The organism is Pyxidicoccus xibeiensis, assembly GCF_024198175.1.
Classification (GTDB): Bacteria; Myxococcota; Myxococcia; order Myxococcales; family Myxococcaceae; genus Myxococcus; species Myxococcus xibeiensis.
Window position 1 is genome coordinate 437,072 of sequence record NZ_JAJVKV010000006.1, and the last position, 14,677, is coordinate 451,748.

At 72.2% G+C, this 14,677-nt stretch carries 15 protein-coding genes; 3 read left to right on the top strand and 12 right to left on the bottom strand.

What is annotated here, in order from left to right; all coding sequences use genetic code 11:
* Positions 1-45 precede the first annotated feature (45 nt).
* Positions 46-522 carry a hypothetical protein gene (locus tag LXT23_RS28565; RefSeq protein ID WP_253983484.1) on the bottom strand — a complete coding sequence of 159 codons (477 nt, stop codon included), beginning with the start codon at positions 520-522 and terminating at the stop codon, positions 46-48.
* Positions 523-591: 69 nt separating this feature from the next.
* Between LXT23_RS28565 and LXT23_RS28570 the strand changes: the two genes are divergently transcribed.
* The 3 genes from LXT23_RS28570 to LXT23_RS28580 all read left to right on the top strand — a co-directional run bounded on the left by LXT23_RS28570 (position 592) and on the right by LXT23_RS28580 (position 3,577).
* The gene (locus LXT23_RS28570) at positions 592-1,014 is read left to right on the top strand and encodes an NUDIX domain-containing protein (RefSeq protein WP_253983485.1); all 423 of its coding nucleotides are present in this window, start codon (positions 592-594) and stop codon (positions 1,012-1,014) included.
* Positions 1,015-1,031: 17 nt separating this feature from the next.
* Complete coding sequence (locus LXT23_RS28575; RefSeq protein WP_253983486.1) at positions 1,032-2,783, top strand: site-2 protease family protein; 1,752 nt, start codon at positions 1,032-1,034, stop codon at positions 2,781-2,783.
* 122 nt (positions 2,784-2,905) lie between these two features.
* Positions 2,906-3,577 (top strand): hypothetical protein, encoded by a 672-nt coding sequence (locus LXT23_RS28580; RefSeq protein ID WP_253983487.1) that lies wholly within the window; start codon positions 2,906-2,908, stop codon positions 3,575-3,577.
* Between the two features lies 1 nt (position 3,578).
* On the opposite strand, the gene moaD is transcribed toward LXT23_RS28580, so the two are convergent.
* The 11 genes from moaD to LXT23_RS28640 all read right to left on the bottom strand — a co-directional run bounded on the left by moaD (position 3,579) and on the right by LXT23_RS28640 (position 14,642).
* On the bottom strand, positions 3,579-4,253 hold the full coding sequence (gene moaD / locus LXT23_RS50420; protein ID WP_323379089.1) for a molybdopterin converting factor subunit 1: 675 nt from the start codon (positions 4,251-4,253) through the stop codon (positions 3,579-3,581).
* The gene (locus LXT23_RS28595) at positions 4,250-6,079 is read right to left on the bottom strand and encodes a PKD domain-containing protein (protein WP_253983488.1); all 1,830 of its coding nucleotides are present in this window, start codon (positions 6,077-6,079) and stop codon (positions 4,250-4,252) included. Before LXT23_RS28595 ends, moaD begins: the two co-directional genes overlap by 4 nt.
* A gap of 7 nt (positions 6,080-6,086) precedes the next feature.
* Positions 6,087-6,824, bottom strand: a complete 738-nt coding sequence (locus LXT23_RS28600) for an MXAN_2562 family outer membrane beta-barrel protein (RefSeq protein ID WP_253983489.1) — start codon at positions 6,822-6,824, stop codon at positions 6,087-6,089.
* Positions 6,821-7,720: an MXAN_2561 family MXYO-CTERM-anchored protein gene (locus LXT23_RS28605; RefSeq protein ID WP_253983490.1), complete on the bottom strand. Its 900-nt coding sequence runs from the start codon at positions 7,718-7,720 to the stop codon at positions 6,821-6,823. Before LXT23_RS28605 ends, LXT23_RS28600 begins: the two co-directional genes overlap by 4 nt.
* A gap of 125 nt (positions 7,721-7,845) precedes the next feature.
* Positions 7,846-8,874, bottom strand: a complete 1,029-nt coding sequence (locus LXT23_RS28610; RefSeq protein WP_253983491.1) for an aspartate-semialdehyde dehydrogenase — start codon at positions 8,872-8,874, stop codon at positions 7,846-7,848.
* A 52-nt stretch (positions 8,875-8,926) separates the two neighbouring features.
* Positions 8,927-9,664: a tRNA (adenosine(37)-N6)-threonylcarbamoyltransferase complex dimerization subunit type 1 TsaB gene (tsaB, locus tag LXT23_RS28615; RefSeq protein ID WP_253983492.1), complete on the bottom strand. Its 738-nt coding sequence runs from the start codon at positions 9,662-9,664 to the stop codon at positions 8,927-8,929.
* An 11-nt stretch (positions 9,665-9,675) separates the two neighbouring features.
* On the bottom strand, positions 9,676-10,173 hold the full coding sequence (locus tag LXT23_RS28620; protein ID WP_253983493.1) for a septal ring lytic transglycosylase RlpA family protein: 498 nt from the start codon (positions 10,171-10,173) through the stop codon (positions 9,676-9,678).
* 7 nt (positions 10,174-10,180) lie between these two features.
* A complete protein-coding gene (gene rseP, locus LXT23_RS28625; protein WP_253983494.1) occupies positions 10,181-11,818 on the bottom strand; it encodes an RIP metalloprotease RseP in 1,638 nt (545 codons plus the stop codon).
* Between the two features lie 83 nt (positions 11,819-11,901).
* Positions 11,902-12,732, bottom strand: a complete 831-nt coding sequence (locus LXT23_RS28630) for a phosphatidate cytidylyltransferase (protein ID WP_253983495.1) — start codon at positions 12,730-12,732, stop codon at positions 11,902-11,904.
* Positions 12,729-13,520 (bottom strand): polyprenyl diphosphate synthase, encoded by a 792-nt coding sequence (gene uppS / locus LXT23_RS28635; protein ID WP_253983496.1) that lies wholly within the window; start codon positions 13,518-13,520, stop codon positions 12,729-12,731. The genes LXT23_RS28630 and uppS overlap by 4 nt, the downstream gene beginning before the upstream one ends.
* 165 nt (positions 13,521-13,685) lie before the next feature.
* Positions 13,686-14,642 (bottom strand): SDR family oxidoreductase, encoded by a 957-nt coding sequence (locus tag LXT23_RS28640; RefSeq protein WP_253983497.1) that lies wholly within the window; start codon positions 14,640-14,642, stop codon positions 13,686-13,688.
* Positions 14,643-14,677 lie beyond the last annotated feature (35 nt).

The window sequence follows — 14,677 nt, forward strand, 5'->3', positions numbered from 1 at the left end:
AACCACCCCTCTTTGTAGGAACCCCCGGGCCCGGGCTCAAGCTCGCTAGTCGCAGCGCTTCGAATCCTTGACGGCTTCGTAGCGCATCCACAGCTCGCACACGCACGAGTCCGGGCGCTGTGCCTCGTAGCGGACCCGCAGCAGGCCGTCGAACTGCGTCTCGCACCGGGTGGTGCCTTCCAGGTGGATGTTGACCTGGTCCAGCAGACACTCCTGGCCGTTCACCTCGGTCACCGCGTTCACGATGCTGCCGTCGATGGAGAAGTCGTCTCCTCCCTCGAGGAAGTAGCCCGTGAGGCGGCTGTCCAGCAGGCCGAAGTCCAGGCTGACGACACGGCCGGTAATCTGCAGGGTGCCGCGGAACCGGTCCCGGTTGGACTCCGCCAGGCCGCACTCGTCGCGGAAGACCTCGACGGGCGTGAGAAGATATTCGCCCTGGTCCTGCGGGTAGGGCAGGCAGCCGGCCATGCCGGCCACGAGCAGGGCGGGGACGAGGAGGCTGAAGCGTCTGCGGGTAGACACGGGGCGCACCATACCCCACGGGCGCATTGGGTCGAGTGCCAGCATGGGGCTGGGGTTAGACTCCGGCACATGGTCGAGTACCGCAACCCCAAGCCCACCGTGGACTGCATCATCGAGCTGGCCGGTGAACGCATCGTCCTCATCCGGCGGAAGAATCCGCCCATCGGCTGGGCGCTGCCCGGGGGCTTCGTGGACGAGGGCGAGGCCCTGGACGCCGCGGCCGTGCGCGAGGCCCGGGAGGAGACGGGCCTGGAGGTGAAGCTGTCGGAGCAGTTCTTCACGTACTCGGACCCGAAGAGAGACCCGCGGCAGCACACCCTGTCCACGGTGTACCTCGCCACGGCGGACGGTGAGCCCCGGGGCTCGGACGACGCGGCGGAGGCGAAGACATTCGCCCTGGACGCGCTGCCGAAGGACCTCTGCTTCGACCACGGCACCATCCTCGCCGACTACCGGGCCTACAAGCGGACCGGGCAGCGGCGGAAGCTGTAGGCCGCGGCGCTCTCCGGATGCACTACGCGCTCGTCCTGCTGGCCCTCGGGGCCCTGCTGGCCCTGCATGAGCTGGGGCACCTCGTCGCCGCGCGGCTGCTCGGGGTGCGGGTGCCGCGCTTCGTGTTCGGCTTCGGCCCGCCGCTGGTGTCCTTCCGGCTGTGGGGGACGCAGTACGTGCTGGCGGCGGTGCCGCTGGGAGCCACCGCCCACATCCAGGGGATGAACCCGCACCGCGCGGACGCGGAGGAGCCCGCCAGCTTCGGTACGCTGGGCCCGCTCAAGCGCATGGCCATCATCCTGGCGGGTCCGCTGGCCAACTACGTGCTCGCGCTGGGCATCCTCTTCTCGCTGTACACGTCGGGCACGCACGTGGTGGTGCCGCTGACGGTGGGCACGGTGCAGCCGGGCTCCGAGGCGGCGCGGGCGCAGCTGCTGCCCGGAGACCGCATCGTCAGCGCGGATGGGCAGGCGCTGCGGAGCTGGTCGGACTTCGTGGAGAAGGTGGCGGAGTCGCCGGGCCGCACGCTGGCGCTGGCGGTGGAGCGGCATGGCGAGCCGCGCGCGGTGCAGGTGCGCCCCCGCCCGGACGAGCGCGGCGCGGGCCGCATCGGCGTGAGCCAGCAGTACGTGTACCGCGAGCACGCGGCGGGGGAGGCGCTGGGCCACTCCTTCGCGCACACGGGCAGCGTGGCCACCGAGGGGCTGGCGATGCTGGTGCGCCTGGTGCAGGGGCCGAAGCGCTCGGACACGGTGGGGCCCGGGGCGCTGATGCGGCAGGAGTCGTCGGATGCGGCGTCGTCCGGCGCGGATGCGCTGCTGCGCACCCTGGTGGCGGCGTCCGTGGCGCTGGCGCTGCTGACGATGCTCCCCGTGCCGGGCCTGGACGGCGGCCGGGTGCTGCTGCTGATGGTGGAGGCGGCGAGCGGACGGCGGCTGCCCACGCGCGTGGAGACGGTGGCGCAGACGGTGGGCTTCCTGACGATTGCGGCGGTCATCCTGGTGATGGCGGGAGCGGAGATCCGCCGCGCGCTGCCCGAGCGCCCGGCCCCGGCGGCGCAGGCGATGGTTCCGAGTGGAGGGGACGCCGGTCCAGGCACCCCGCCGCAGGCCGCGACGGGGGCACCCTCCGCCGGGGCCGCGACGCCGGGCACCCGCTCCGGGGGGGCGCCGCCCGGGCCGGCCACCGTCGCGGGCGTGCTGGATGCCTCGACACCGGCAGCGAATGCGACGGTTGTCACGCCGGCACTGACGGACTCGGGCACGCCGACCGAGGGCGTCGCCACGCCGGCACTGACGGACTCGGGCACGCCGACCGGGGGCGTCGCCACGCCGGCACAGCTGGACGCCGGGGCGCCGGCCACGGGCGTCGCCACGCCGGCACAGCTGGACGCCGGGGCGCCGGCCACGGGCGTTGCCACGCCGTCGCTGACGGATGCCGGTACGCCCATCGTCGGCGGCGCCGCGCAGGCCCCGGCAGGGACCGCGCCCCCGGCCGTCGGAGCCGCGGCGCCCTCACCGCCGACGGGCACGGCACCGGCCGGCGGAGCCGCCGTGCAGTCCCCGACAGGAGCCGGCGCACAGAGCGCCGGAGCCGGCGTTCCGGCGCAGCCGGCTGTCGGCGCACCGGCCACCGCGAATGTGCCTTCACGCACGAGCGCGGGAACCGGGCCCGCCGGGAGCGCGCCCTCCCCCTCCCCCTCCACCACCGCCGGCACCCGCCCCGCCACCCTGGACGCGGGGGCCTCCGCCGCCAGCCCTCCCCCATAGCGAGCGCTCCCCTCCCCGGGAACTTCTGGCGCTCCCGGCTGTCCAGGGAGCGGTCAGGCGTTGGTAGTTGCCTGAGGGACGTCTGGGAGCACTTCGAAGGGCCGTGGACCGGTGAAGGACCTATGCTTCAGCGCGCGATGAACACGACGAAGGGCGGAGGGCTGTACTGCGAGCTGTACTGGGGCACCAACCTGTCCGAGGCCTGGAGCTACGGCCCGGAGCAGGCGAGTGTCCACGCCGCCCCGGACGAGAAGGCGCCGCTGCCGCTCTACGGCTTCACGCTGCCGGAGGAGCCCTTCCTCCTGGCCGAGCGCACCGAGCGCGGCTGGCGCATCCACCTGCCTCCCGCCGCGCGCATGGAGCGCAAGGTGCGCGGAGACCACTTCGCCACCGTGCCGGAGTCCGAGCTGCGCCAGCAGGACGGCCACCGCTCCGTCGAGCTGGCCGAGGACACGACGCTCCGCCTCATGGAGGGCCAGCTCACGCTGGTGGTCCAGGGCTCCGTGGTGAAGGAGCGCGTGGGCCGGCTCCAGGCGAAGGACTTCGGGTGGCTCATCGTCGTCAGCGCCCTCTTCCTCAGCCTGCCGGTGGGCTTCCTCATCGCGGGGCCCACGCCCGAGCGTCAGCAGGAGGCCAACACCCGCGCCCTGAAGCTGGCGGCGGAGAAGGAAGCCGAGCGCCGCAAGGCCCTGGGCGTGGACACCCCGCTGCGCCCGCTCACCGACACCGAGCGCGCCCAGCAGTCCGACGGCGGCACCGGCATCAACGTGCCCGGCTACTTCCGCGTGCGCTGAGTCAGGGCCCCAGGCCCACCCAGACCTCGCCGTCCTCGAAGAACTCCTTCTTCCAGATGGGCACGTCCTGCTTGAGCCGCTCAATCGCGTGCTCACAGCCGCGGAACGCCTCCTTCCGGTGGGGCGCCGCCGCGGCGATGACCACCGCCAGCTCCCCCGGCACCAGCGTGCCCACGCGGTGGACGATGGCCAGCCGCGCCCCCGGCCACTGCGCCGCCACCTCCGCGCCAATCTCCGCCAGCTTCTTCTCCGCCATGGGCGCGTAGGCCTCGTACTCCAGCCGCATCACCCGCCGGCCCTTCGTCTGGTTGCGCACGGAGCCGCTGAAGGTGACGAGCCCGCCGTACGCCTCGCCGCCCACCGCCTCCACCACCTCTTCCAGCCGCAGCGGCCGGTCCACCACGGAGAACAGCCCCGGCGAGCCGCCCGCCACCGGCGGAATCAGCGCCACCTCCGCGCCCACTCGCACCGGCGCCTCCGGGCCCACGAACTCCTGGTCCACCGCCACGCGCAGGTGCGGCAGCAGCGGCGCCAGCGCCGGGTGCCGCTCCGACACCAGCCGCAGCACGTCCCGCACCCGGGCGCCCTCGGGCACCTCCAGCACCTCGCGCGCTCCACCCGCGCGCTCGCGGGCCGCGGCGAAGTAGAGGACGGTGATGCTCCCGGGCCCGCTCACCGCGAGGCCTCCGCCGCCGGGCGCAGCGACACCCGCCCCTTGAGCCGGGCCCCGCCCTCCGCCAGCGAGAAGTCGAGGAAGGCCGAGTCCAGCGGCGTGAGCTGGTCCATCAGCGCGCCGGTGAAGGCCTTCGCCGCCTCCAGCTGTCCCGGCGGCACGCCCGGCACGTCCTTCGCCGCGCGCAGGTCCTCGCGCAGCCGGCCCAGGTCCAGCATCACCGACACGTGGCCCGCGCCGAAGGCCTCGCCACCGAAGCGCTCGCGCAGCGCGGTGCCCACGTCTCCGCGCGCGCGGCCCTCCAGCACCTCCCCCGCCAGCAGCGTGGCCCGCTGAGAAGTGATGCGCAGCTCCACCGGCTGCTCCCGCAGCACCGTCCGGTAGAGCATGCCGTCCGGCAGCTTCTGCGAGCTGACCCGCGCCGAGAGCAGCGAGAGGTCCTCGAGCTGCCGGTCGATGAGGGCCAGCACCGGCTCCGCGGAGGCCAGGCCCGCCTCCACCACCACGGTGCCCCGGGGCTCCGGCCGCTTCTCGCGCAGGAAGTTCCGGAAGAAGGCCCCCGCGTCGAAGTACACCAGCATCGCCACGTCGCCGCGCAGCGCCTTCAGCAGCGCCTCCGCGTCCAGGCCCTGCTGGCGCCACCGCTCCAGCGTGCGCGCGCGTCGGGGAGAGCCCGGCGAGCCGAAGGCCAGCTTCGCCAGCTCCTCGGGCGGCACGGACAACTGCGCCGCCGCCATGGGCCCCATCGCCGCCTGCTGGAGCAGCGCGGACGCCGGCGCGGTGGCACCGCTCAGCAGCGGCCGGGAGGAAGACAGGAAGCCATCCAGGTCCAGCCGCTCCGGCCGCACCACCAGCGAGGCGAAGAAGCCGCGCACCGGCCCCGCCTCCTCGCCCGCCTCGTCCGGCGGCGCGCCCGAGTACAAGTACACGCTGCCCTCGGCCACCTTGCCGCGCAGCTCGCCCAGCAGCGGCACCTCGGAGATGCCCGCACCCGACAGCCCCCTCACCGCGGCGCGCGCCACCTCCACGTCCGGGGTGCCCTCGAGCTGCGCCTGCACCGGCACGCCCTCCTCCGGCGCGTCCGGGCTGTCCGGCACCGCGAGGTAGAGGTAGCCCCGGTCCTCGAACAGCAGCATCGGCGGCCCGCCGTCCCCGGGCACCACACGCGCCGAGCCGTCCGAGCGGGGCAGCACCTCGTGGCCGGCGCCCTCCAGCTCGCCCACCACCGCGTCCAGCGCCTCCTTCGGGTCCTGGATGCCCAGCAGCGCCACCACGCCGTCGAAGTCGGGGAGCAGGAAGAAGCCGAAGCCCTCCTCCGGGTCCACCACGCTGGGGCCGCCGTCCAGGCCGCGCAGCAGCAGCGACACCAGCGGGGCCTCCTCCAGCGTGCGCCGCGCGTTCTCCGGGCCGATGAGGCGCTCGTAGAAGTCCACCAGCGGCTCCACGCCGCCGCGCACCTGGGACACCCACAGCACCGTCTGCGCCTCGGCGGGCACCGCGCGCAGCACCGGCCGCGGCACCACGGTGAGCCGCACCCGGCCCACCTCCTCGCCGTCATGCAGCGCGCGCACCGTGTACGCGCCCGGCCGGGCGAAGGCATGGGACACGCTGGCGGCCTGCTGGGGCGGGGTGCCATCCCCCAGCTCCCACGTCACGGCCGCCGCGCCCTCTTCCCGCGAGCCGAGCTCCACCGGGACGCCCGCCTCCACCGCGCGGTCCTGCCCCAGGTCCGGCTTCACCGCCCGCCGGCAGCCGGAGCCTCCGAGGCCCACGGCTGCCACCAACAGGACTGCGAACAGCGGGAGGAAGGGGCGCGGAGCAAGCGGCATGAGCCGCTTAGTAGTCCAGCGCCAGTCCGAACATCCAGCGCCGGCTGGACAGGACGAGCCCTCCGGCGCCGAAATTGTCCACATCCGCGTAGGTGTACTCGGCGAACAGGTAGCTGTGGTTCACCCCGAGGTCGGAGTCGAAGTCGCGTGCGAAACGCGGCTCCAGCACGTCCAGCATGAAGGCCAGGCCGCCGGTGGCGCCCCAGCCCCACTTGGCGCCGGAGGCCTTGTTGCCCCGCGCCACCTCGGTGCTGTCACCCTTGGTAATCCACCACGGCGTGTAGATGAGGCCCAGCTTGCCGTACGGCACCAGGGGGATGCCCCACTCGAACGCGGCGTAGTCGAACTTGTAGAAGGCGTTGAGGCCCAGCGGAATCACCTTCAGCGCCGTCTGCTCCGCCGCCCGGCCACCGCCCGACGCGAGCCGCGAGGCCGCGTACTTCTCCGCGTAGCCGGCCGACAGGCCAACGCCCGCGGTGCCGATGCCCTGGTAGAAGTAGCGCTGCAGCTCCATCTCGAACAGCAGCAGCGACGCGTCGCCGAAGGTGTCCTCGTAGGGCTTGTTGTCCCCGAGCCCCGGCTCCTCGTCGACCAGGGGCTTGTACCCGCCCAGGCGGAGCAGCACCGCGCCCGAGCGGGGCGACTGCAGCGTCACCTCGTCCGCCGTCACCGACGACGTATCCTGCCCCCACGCGGGTAGCGCGGACAGCAGCGCCGCGACACCGAGGGTGATTGCCCGACTCATGACTGCTTCCTCCTCGACGACAACCAGAACCCGAAAGCCGCCAACGCCCCTGCCGCAAGGCCCCCTCCCGCCGCGCCACACCCGCCCGACTCGGCACCGCCGTCGTTGAGGTACTCCTCGTAGAACCCGAAGCTCGCCACGGGCGTGCCCAGCGTCGCATCGGAAGGCTTGCTCGGGTTGCCCGCCTGGTCCACCGCGATGGCCTGTACGGCGTACTCGACGCCGTTCTGCAGATTCTCCATCCGGAAGGTGGTGTTGTCGGTCGACTGCTCCTTCCTGGAGACCGGCTCACCGGTCGGCTCCACGCCGCCGTCGGCACCCGTGCCCAGCGCCCGCACCTCCACCACCATCGTCGTCGTGTCACCCGGTGGCGTCACCGTGACGCTCAGCGCCTTGTCCAGGCCCGTCACCGACGGCGCACCGGGAATCGTTGGCGCCTTGGAGTCGAACCTCACGGTGACGGACGGGCTCCCGATGGTCTCAGCGGTGGTCCTGCAGTTCGTCGTGGTGGCGGAGTCGAACAGGCGCGTGGTCGCGCAAAGCTTGAAGTCGCGCTGCACCTCCTCCTCGTCGCAACTGGAACCGTTGCGCGTCAGGATATCCGACACGACGATGTTCTCGGTCCCCGTGGTCGTGGTGGAGGTCTTGCTGAGCTCCTCCAGGAGCACGTCATCGGTCCCGGGGATTCCCGTACAGGTGTCGTTGGAGATCCAGATGTAGAGGGTGTCGCACAGAGTGCCGGTCGACCGCGTCCAGGTGATGGTCCGAGGAGTCGAGCAAAGCTCCTTGGACACGACGATCCGGTCGCCTTGCTGGATGACCGTGCCCGAGAAGGTCACAGTCTGTCCCAGGGCGGTCGACGCGAAGAGCAGGAGGCCAACGAATGTGAGGCGCATGGGTAGGCGGACGCTAGCAAGCGGGAGGCCATCCACAACCCCCATGCGGATGGCGCATTCCCCTCTGGGAAAGCCCCCTGGGCGCGCCAAACAGGCACGGCGGCCCGGAGGGCCTTGCCAAATTGTCAGGCGGGGCGCTCGGCCAGGCGGAGGCCGGCCTCCACCAGGTTGAGGGCGGCGCCCCGGCCGGCGTTGTCCACGGCGGCGAAGAGCGTCACCCACTCGGGGGCCTGGGGGAAGGAGCGCACCCGGCCCACATGCACGGCGGGGTCCGACGTGACGAGCATGGGCATGGGGTAGACGCGCTCGCCCGGGACGTCCAGCACCTTGAGCGCCCGGTGCGTCTTGAGGGCGGCGCGCACCTGCTCGGCCGGGGCGGCCTTCTTGAGCTGCACGCTGACGGTGAGGCCGTGGCCGTAGAAGGTCGGCACCTGCACGGCCGTCCCGGCGATGACGGGCGCGTCGCCCTTGGTGGCGAACAGCCGGGCGGCCTCCAGCGTCCAGCCACCCTCCTCCTCCGTCCAGGGCGAGTTCACCATGAAGCCGCCCACCTGCGGCACCAGGTTGAAGCCCACCCGGTTGGGCAGGGCCTGGGGCTCCGGCTCGCGGCCGGAGAGCAGGTCGGCCGTCTGCTTCTCCAGCTCCGCCACGCCGCGCACGCCCGCGCTGGACACGGCCATCATCGCCGTCACCTGCGCGCGCACCACGCCAAACACCGTCCGCAAGGGCTCCACCACGTGCACCGCGGCGGTGGTGATGGCGCCCGGCAGGCACACCACGCGGCCCTTGAACGTCGCGGCCAGCACGTCCGTGTTGAAGCCCGGCAGGACGAGGGGCACGGCACCGTCGCCCCGGAAGGCGTTGCTGGCGTCCACCACCCACGCGCCCGCGGCCTGCGCCAGCGGGGCCAGCCGGCGGGACGCCTCCGCCGGAGTGGCCAGCAGCACCAGGCCCAGGCCCCGGAAGGCCTCCGCCGACGCCTGCTCCACCTCCAGCGAGTCCTCGCCGTACTCCACGTCCAGGCCCTTCGAGCGCTCGGAGCCGAAGGCGCGCACGCGCTCTGCGGGCACGTCCTGCGCGTACAGCGCGGCCAGCACCTCGCGGCCCACCACGCCGGTGGCACCCACCACGCCGATTTTCAGGTCATCTCTCATGGCGCGTCCTTTAGCGTCCCGGGCGCACGGACGCGAGCGCCGCGAGGGCGCCTCAGTCTTCCTTCAACCGTGCCACGGGCGCCGGCCCGGGCAGCGGGGGAAACTTCGGATTGCGCTCCGGCTCGGAGGCACGCACGTAGTGCGGCTCCATGGCGAAGAGCGCCTGCAGCGAGCGCTCCTCCGGGAAGCGCACCAGCCGCGCCAGCTCCACCGCCGAGGGGAAGTCGTGCCCCGAAAGCAACCGGTGCGCGGCCACGCCGTGCGACTCCAGCGCGGCGCGGTAGTCCACCAGCGCGGGGCCCAGCGCCACCGCGCGGGGCTCGGCGGCCAGGCGCGCGGCGACCTCGGGGGGCGACATGGCCGTCTCCGGCTCCAGCGCCTCCACCGTGCCGCCCTTGCGGACGTAGGCGCCCAGGTACAGGTCGTCCTTGCGCGCCACGGCCAGGCAGTACAGCGGCACGTCCTCGGGGCCCCGCAGCGCCAGCGCCGCCAGCGACGACGCGCCCGCCGCCTTGAGGCCCGCCGCGTACGCCAGCGACTTCACCGTGGCCAGGCCGATGCGCAGCCCCGTGAAGGAGCCTGGCCCCAGGCCCACGCCCAGCCCCTCCAGCTCCGCCAGCTTCACGCCGTGGCGGGTGAGCAGCTCCCCGACGACGCCGGGCAGCAGCTCGCTCTGCTTCTGGGGCGGAGGCACCACCACGTGCTCCACCGTGCGCAGGCCGCCCCCGGGCTCGCGCTCCATCAGGGCGAGCGACAGCGTCAGCGTGGAGGTGTCCAGCGTGAGGAACATGGGACGGCTCCCTACACCGGAGCGGTCCACGAAGCTTGGGGAATCTGGGACACGGGGGTGCCGCAGCGGTACAGCCGCACGCGCACCACGCCCTTGTCGAGCATGCCCAGCTTCTCTCCGGCGGCCTTGGACACGTCGATGATGCGGCCGTCCACGAAGGGGCCGCGGTCATTCACGCGCACGTCCACCTTGCGCCCGTTCTCCATGTTCACCACGCGCACGCAGGAGCCAAAGCGCTCCTTGCGGTGCGCGGCGGTGAGGGCGTTCTGGTTGAAGCGCTCCCCGCTCGCGGTGGGCCGGCCGTGCAGGCCCGGGCCGTAGAAGGACGCCAGGCCCTCGCCCAGGTACGAGCGGGGCATCTGCTCGCGCCGCGTCACGCCCGGCGTGGGCGCGCGGGTGGAGCCCTCCTTCGCGGTGGACGCTTCCGGCGGCTGGGGCTTCGCCGCGCGCTGGGCGCAGGCGGTGAGCAGGCTCGTCCCCAGCAGTACGGCAACGGCAATTCCTCGCATGGAACCTCTAGCGGGTCACGTCGTTCGTCACGGCCAGCAGCATCAGCAGGATGAGCAGCGCGAGTCCGACCATGTTGGCGACTTCACGCACCCGAACAGGGATGGGGCGGCGGCGGATTCCCTCCCAGGCAGCCGAGAGCAGATGGAAGCCGTCCAGCACGGGGATGGGGAGCAGGTTCATCACCCCCAGGTTGATGGAGATCAGGGCCATCAGGTGCAGGAAGCTGTCGAGCCCCTGCTCGGCGCTCTTGGAGGCCATCTGGTACATCATGATGGGCCCGCCCACGGTGCTCAGGGGCACGGAGCCCACGAAGAGGCCGCCGATGACCTTCACCATCTGCCCGACGATGGTGGGGACCACGAGCGCCGCCTGCTTGAAGGCCGCGCCCGGCCCCAGGTGCACCGTCACCTCGTCCGGCGGGGGCACGTCCGACGGCGTCACCATCCAGCTGCGCACCCCGAGGGCCAGCGGCGCGCTCTTGGTGCCCATGCCGTCTTCCGTCGGCAGCGGCGCCTGCGCCAGCTTCTCCGTGCGCTCCCCGCCCTCGCCCCGCCACACCAGCGTGAAGGGCGTCTCCTTCAGGGCATTGAGCCGCACCGCCAGCTGGTGGAAGCCGTGCAGCTTCTCCCCGTTGATGGAGATGACGCGGTCACCGGCCTTGATGCCCGCCTTCTCCGCCGCGCTGCCCGGCGCCACCGACGCGAGGTACAGGTCCGCGGGCTCCGCGCCCAGCGCCGCCAGGCCCTCGCCCGCCTGCCGGGCCACGGTGAACTCCAGCACCTTGGGGACGCGCCCCGTCACCACGCCGGCCGCCACCGTGTCCAGGCGCCGCACGGTGAGCTTCAGCGGCGTGCCTTCCGGGTGCTTGCTCACCGCATGGTGGAGCCGTCCCTCGTCCTGCACCGGCACGTCGTTGACGGCCAGGACTCGGTCGAAGGTGCGCAGGCCCGCCTGCTCGGCGGGCGAGCCCGGCGGCACGCCGACAATCGCCGCCCGGGACGCCGGGCTCACGCCAATCTGCCCCCGCTCCACCGTGTCGATGGGGGACGTCTCCACGCTCTTGTCGGGCGTCACCTGGATGGTGCGGCGCTCGCCGCCCCGGTCCACCACGATGGGCACGGGCCGCCCGAAGCGGCCGACGAACGCGTCGGTGAGGTCGTTGAAAGTGCGCACCTCCACGCCATCCACGGAGAGAATCCTGTCACCCGGGCGGATGCCGGCGGCGACCGCGGGCATGCCCGGGCTGACGTTGCCCACCAGGGTGGAGGTGGTCTGGTGTGGCCCCAGGTAGACGAAGAAGTAGATGAGGATGGGGAAGATGAGGTTGAAGGCCGGCCCGGCCAGGACGATGAGGCCGCGCTTCCAGGGGGGCTGCGCCAGGAAGCCCCGGCTGGCCTCCTCCGGGCTGAGCTCCTCGTGGGGCAGGTCTCCCGCCATCTTCACGTAGCCGCCCAGGGGCAGCAGGGCAATCTGGTACTCCGTCTCGCCCTTGGTGAAGCCAATCAGCTTCGGTCCGAAGCCGATGGAGAACTTCAGGACCTTCACCCCGCAGGCCTTGGCCACGAGGAAGTGGCCGAGCTCGTGGACCGTCACGAGCACGCCGAGCAGCAGGATGAAGAACCCGGTGTTCTGGATCTGGAGCATGGGCGCAAGAGTAATCGTGGGCGCCGATGCGGACAACGCACAACGCCCCAACCCAGCGGGCGAGCAGGCGGAAATCCGGGGGGCTACGGGAGCAGGCCGCGCACGAACTGCACGTAGACGAACACCAGGGGGGCGTTGAACAGCAGCGCGTCGATGCGGTCCAGGATGCCGCCGTGCCCGGGGATGAGGAAGCCCGAGTCCTTCACCCCATAGGCCCGCTTGAGCATGGACTCACACAGGTCGCCGATGGGGCCGAGGATTCCGCCGGCGATGCCCAGCAGCACGCAGTCCCACACGGTGAAGACGGGGAAGAAGAAGCCCCGGGCGATGAACATGCCGCCCACCGAGCCCACCATGCCCCCGAAGAACCCCTCCCACGTCTTGTTGGGGCTCACCTCGGGGTAGAGCTTGTGCTTCCCGAGGAACCGCCCGAAGAAGTAGGCGGCGGTGTCGTTGGCCCAGGTGATGACCAGCGCACAGATGACCCACGCCAGGCCGTCCTGGGGCAGCAGCCGCAGGGCGGACAGGGCGGTGAGGCCCACCGCGCCCAGCAGGAAGCCGTTGACCAGGTGCGCGGTGCGGGTGGGGGCCTCGGCGAGCGGGCCCTTGAAGAGGTGGTAGATCCACGCGAAGAACGCGAAGACGATGGTCAGCCAGAAGGCCGTCTCGCCCGTGCGGGCCGCGTCCTTCAGCGGAAGGAACGGGAGGACGGCGGCGAAGGCCATGCCCACCCAGGCGGCCACCGTCAGCCGCTTCTGGACGATGAGGTAGTACTCGCCGACGCAGGCCGCGGCGGCCACCCCGAGCAGCCCGGCGCTCCACACCCCGCCCAGGAAGAGCAGCAGGAGCACCAGCGGCAGGAGGGTGACTGCCGAGACGACGCGGATGACGAGGTTTCGGTTCTTGTCGTTCACGCCTTGGCCCGCTGGGGAGGATCCTCCCGCTTCACCTGGGCGGAAGTGAGTCCGAAGCGCCGCTCACGCTGCTGGTACTGCGACACGCAGCGGAGGAACTCCTCGGTGCGGAAGTCCGGCCAGAGGGCGTCCGTGAAGCAGAGCTCCGCGTATGCCGCCTGCCAGAGGAGGAAGTTGGACACGCGCAGCTCACCGCTGGTGCGCACCATCAGGTCCAGCGGCGGCAGACCCTTGGTCCACAGGAACTGCTCGAAGTCGCTCTCCTCCACCCGGCTGGCCACCAGCTCGCCCCTGGCGATGGCTTCGGCCATGCGGCGCGCTGCGTGGAGGATTTCCTCGCGGCCGCCGTAGGACAGGGCCAGGGAGAGGACCATGCCGGTGTTGTGCGCGGAGTCGGCGATCAGCCGGTCCAGCGGCTCGCGCACGTAGCGGGGCAGCCGGTCCACGTCACCCACTGCATTGAGGCGGATGCCGTTGTCGAGGATTTCGGCGCGCTCGCGCTCGAGGTAGTCGCGCAACAGCTCCATCAGGCCGGCGACCTCCTCGGCGGGCCGGGCCCAGTTCTGCGAGGAGAAGGCGTAGAGGGTGAGGGCCTGGATGCCCACGCGGCGCGCGGTGCGGGTGACCTCGCGGACGCTGGCGCTGCCCTCGCGGTGGCCCTCCAGCCGGGGCAGCCCCCGGGACTCCGCCCAGCGGCCGTTGCCATCCATGATGATGCCCACGTGGCGCGGCATGGGCCGGGCCTTCACCTGCAGCTCGAGGGCGGAAACCACTACGGGGCGTTCCATGAAGCCGCGCACCCTATCGGCGACGCCGCGCCGCGTCCACGGGCGCGTGGCCCAACCGTCACTCGGGGGCCCTGGTCGGTCGCTTCCCCGGGCCAGCCGGCGCGAGGGCCCGGAGGATGTGGGGCGGAGTAGGCACGCCCCGTCCCCACTCCGCCGGCCGCCCGCTCACCAGGTCGGCCAGTTGGGCCTGACGACGTCGATGGGGCTGTTGAGCCAGGCGGTGTACGCGGTGTCCTTCGCGACGTTGTAGGGGGTGCCGTAGGTGCGCTCGAAGTACTCGGCCCAGTGGGGCTGGGAGCCGTCGAGGTCGGTGAAGCCGTACTCACGCGCGAGGTCCCAGGAGGAGAAGACGCGGCCGGCCTTGGCCTTCACGTCGGGGTCGGCGGCGAGCGCGGCGACGGCGCGGCCCACGAAGGAGGGAGACTCCGAGCTGATGAAGTCCTTGTCCACCTTGGTGCCGTCGCGCCAGGTGGCCTCGGTGACGCCGAAGGCGTCGAGCATCTCCTCGGAGCGCAGGAAGCCCGGCGTCACGGCGAGCGCGGTGACATTCGTACGGCGCAAATCCCGCGACATGCCGAAGGCCAGGCGGATGACGGTCATCTTGACGAGGTCGTACCAGAGGCTGCCGCGGTAGCCGAAGTGGTCGCCGTCGGTGATTTCGACGACGAGGCCGCTGTTCTTCTCGACCATCAGGGGGACGGCGTACCGGCTGGTGAGCAGGTGGGTGAAGATGGCGCGCTCGAGCATGAGCTGCCCCTTCTTGGGGTCCTGCATCCAGAAGGGCGGGCCGAACTCGACGAGCTGCTCGCCGCCCCAGATGTCGTTGACGAGGATGTCCAGCCGGCCCTGCTCGCCGCGGATGCGGTCGCACAGGGCAACGACTTCTGCCTCCACGGAGTGGTCGACGCGGATGGCGATGCCCTTGCCACCCTTCGCGGTGACGAGCTCGGCGGTCTCGTCGATGGTCTCCTGGCGCTTGTCGCCCGAGGCGAGGCGGCCGCGCACGCTACGGCCCGTGCAGTACACGGTGGCGCCGGCCTCGCCGAGCATGGTGGCGATGCCACGCCCGGCCCCACGCGTGGCTCCGGCGACGAGGGCGATGCGTCCTTTGAGTGGCTTCATGGCGGTCTCTCCAGGTGGTGGAGCCGGGAGGAGTC

Excerpts from the sequence above, each read along its gene's own strand:
- LXT23_RS28570 (WP_253983485.1), top strand. The coding sequence starts at position 592 with ATGGTCGAGTACCGCAACCCCAAGCCCACCGTGGACTGCATCATCGAG.
- LXT23_RS28575 (WP_253983486.1), top strand. The coding sequence starts at position 1,032 with ATGCACTACGCGCTCGTCCTGCTGGCCCTCGGGGCCCTGCTGGCCCTG.
- LXT23_RS28580 (WP_253983487.1), top strand. The coding sequence starts at position 2,906 with ATGCTTCAGCGCGCGATGAACACGACGAAGGGCGGAGGGCTGTACTGC.
- LXT23_RS28595 (WP_253983488.1), bottom strand. The coding sequence starts at position 6,079 with ATGCCGCTTGCTCCGCGCCCCTTCCTCCCGCTGTTCGCAGTCCTGTTG.
- LXT23_RS28600 (WP_253983489.1), bottom strand. The coding sequence starts at position 6,824 with ATGAGTCGGGCAATCACCCTCGGTGTCGCGGCGCTGCTGTCCGCGCTA.
- LXT23_RS28605 (WP_253983490.1), bottom strand. The coding sequence starts at position 7,720 with ATGCGCCTCACATTCGTTGGCCTCCTGCTCTTCGCGTCGACCGCCCTG.
- LXT23_RS28610 (WP_253983491.1), bottom strand. The coding sequence starts at position 8,874 with ATGAGAGATGACCTGAAAATCGGCGTGGTGGGTGCCACCGGCGTGGTG.
- tsaB (WP_253983492.1), bottom strand. The coding sequence starts at position 9,664 with ATGTTCCTCACGCTGGACACCTCCACGCTGACGCTGTCGCTCGCCCTG.
- LXT23_RS28620 (WP_253983493.1), bottom strand. The coding sequence starts at position 10,173 with ATGCGAGGAATTGCCGTTGCCGTACTGCTGGGGACGAGCCTGCTCACC.
- rseP (WP_253983494.1), bottom strand. The coding sequence starts at position 11,818 with ATGCTCCAGATCCAGAACACCGGGTTCTTCATCCTGCTGCTCGGCGTG.
- uppS (WP_253983496.1), bottom strand. The coding sequence starts at position 13,520 with ATGGAACGCCCCGTAGTGGTTTCCGCCCTCGAGCTGCAGGTGAAGGCC.
- LXT23_RS28640 (WP_253983497.1), bottom strand. The coding sequence starts at position 14,642 with ATGAAGCCACTCAAAGGACGCATCGCCCTCGTCGCCGGAGCCACGCGT.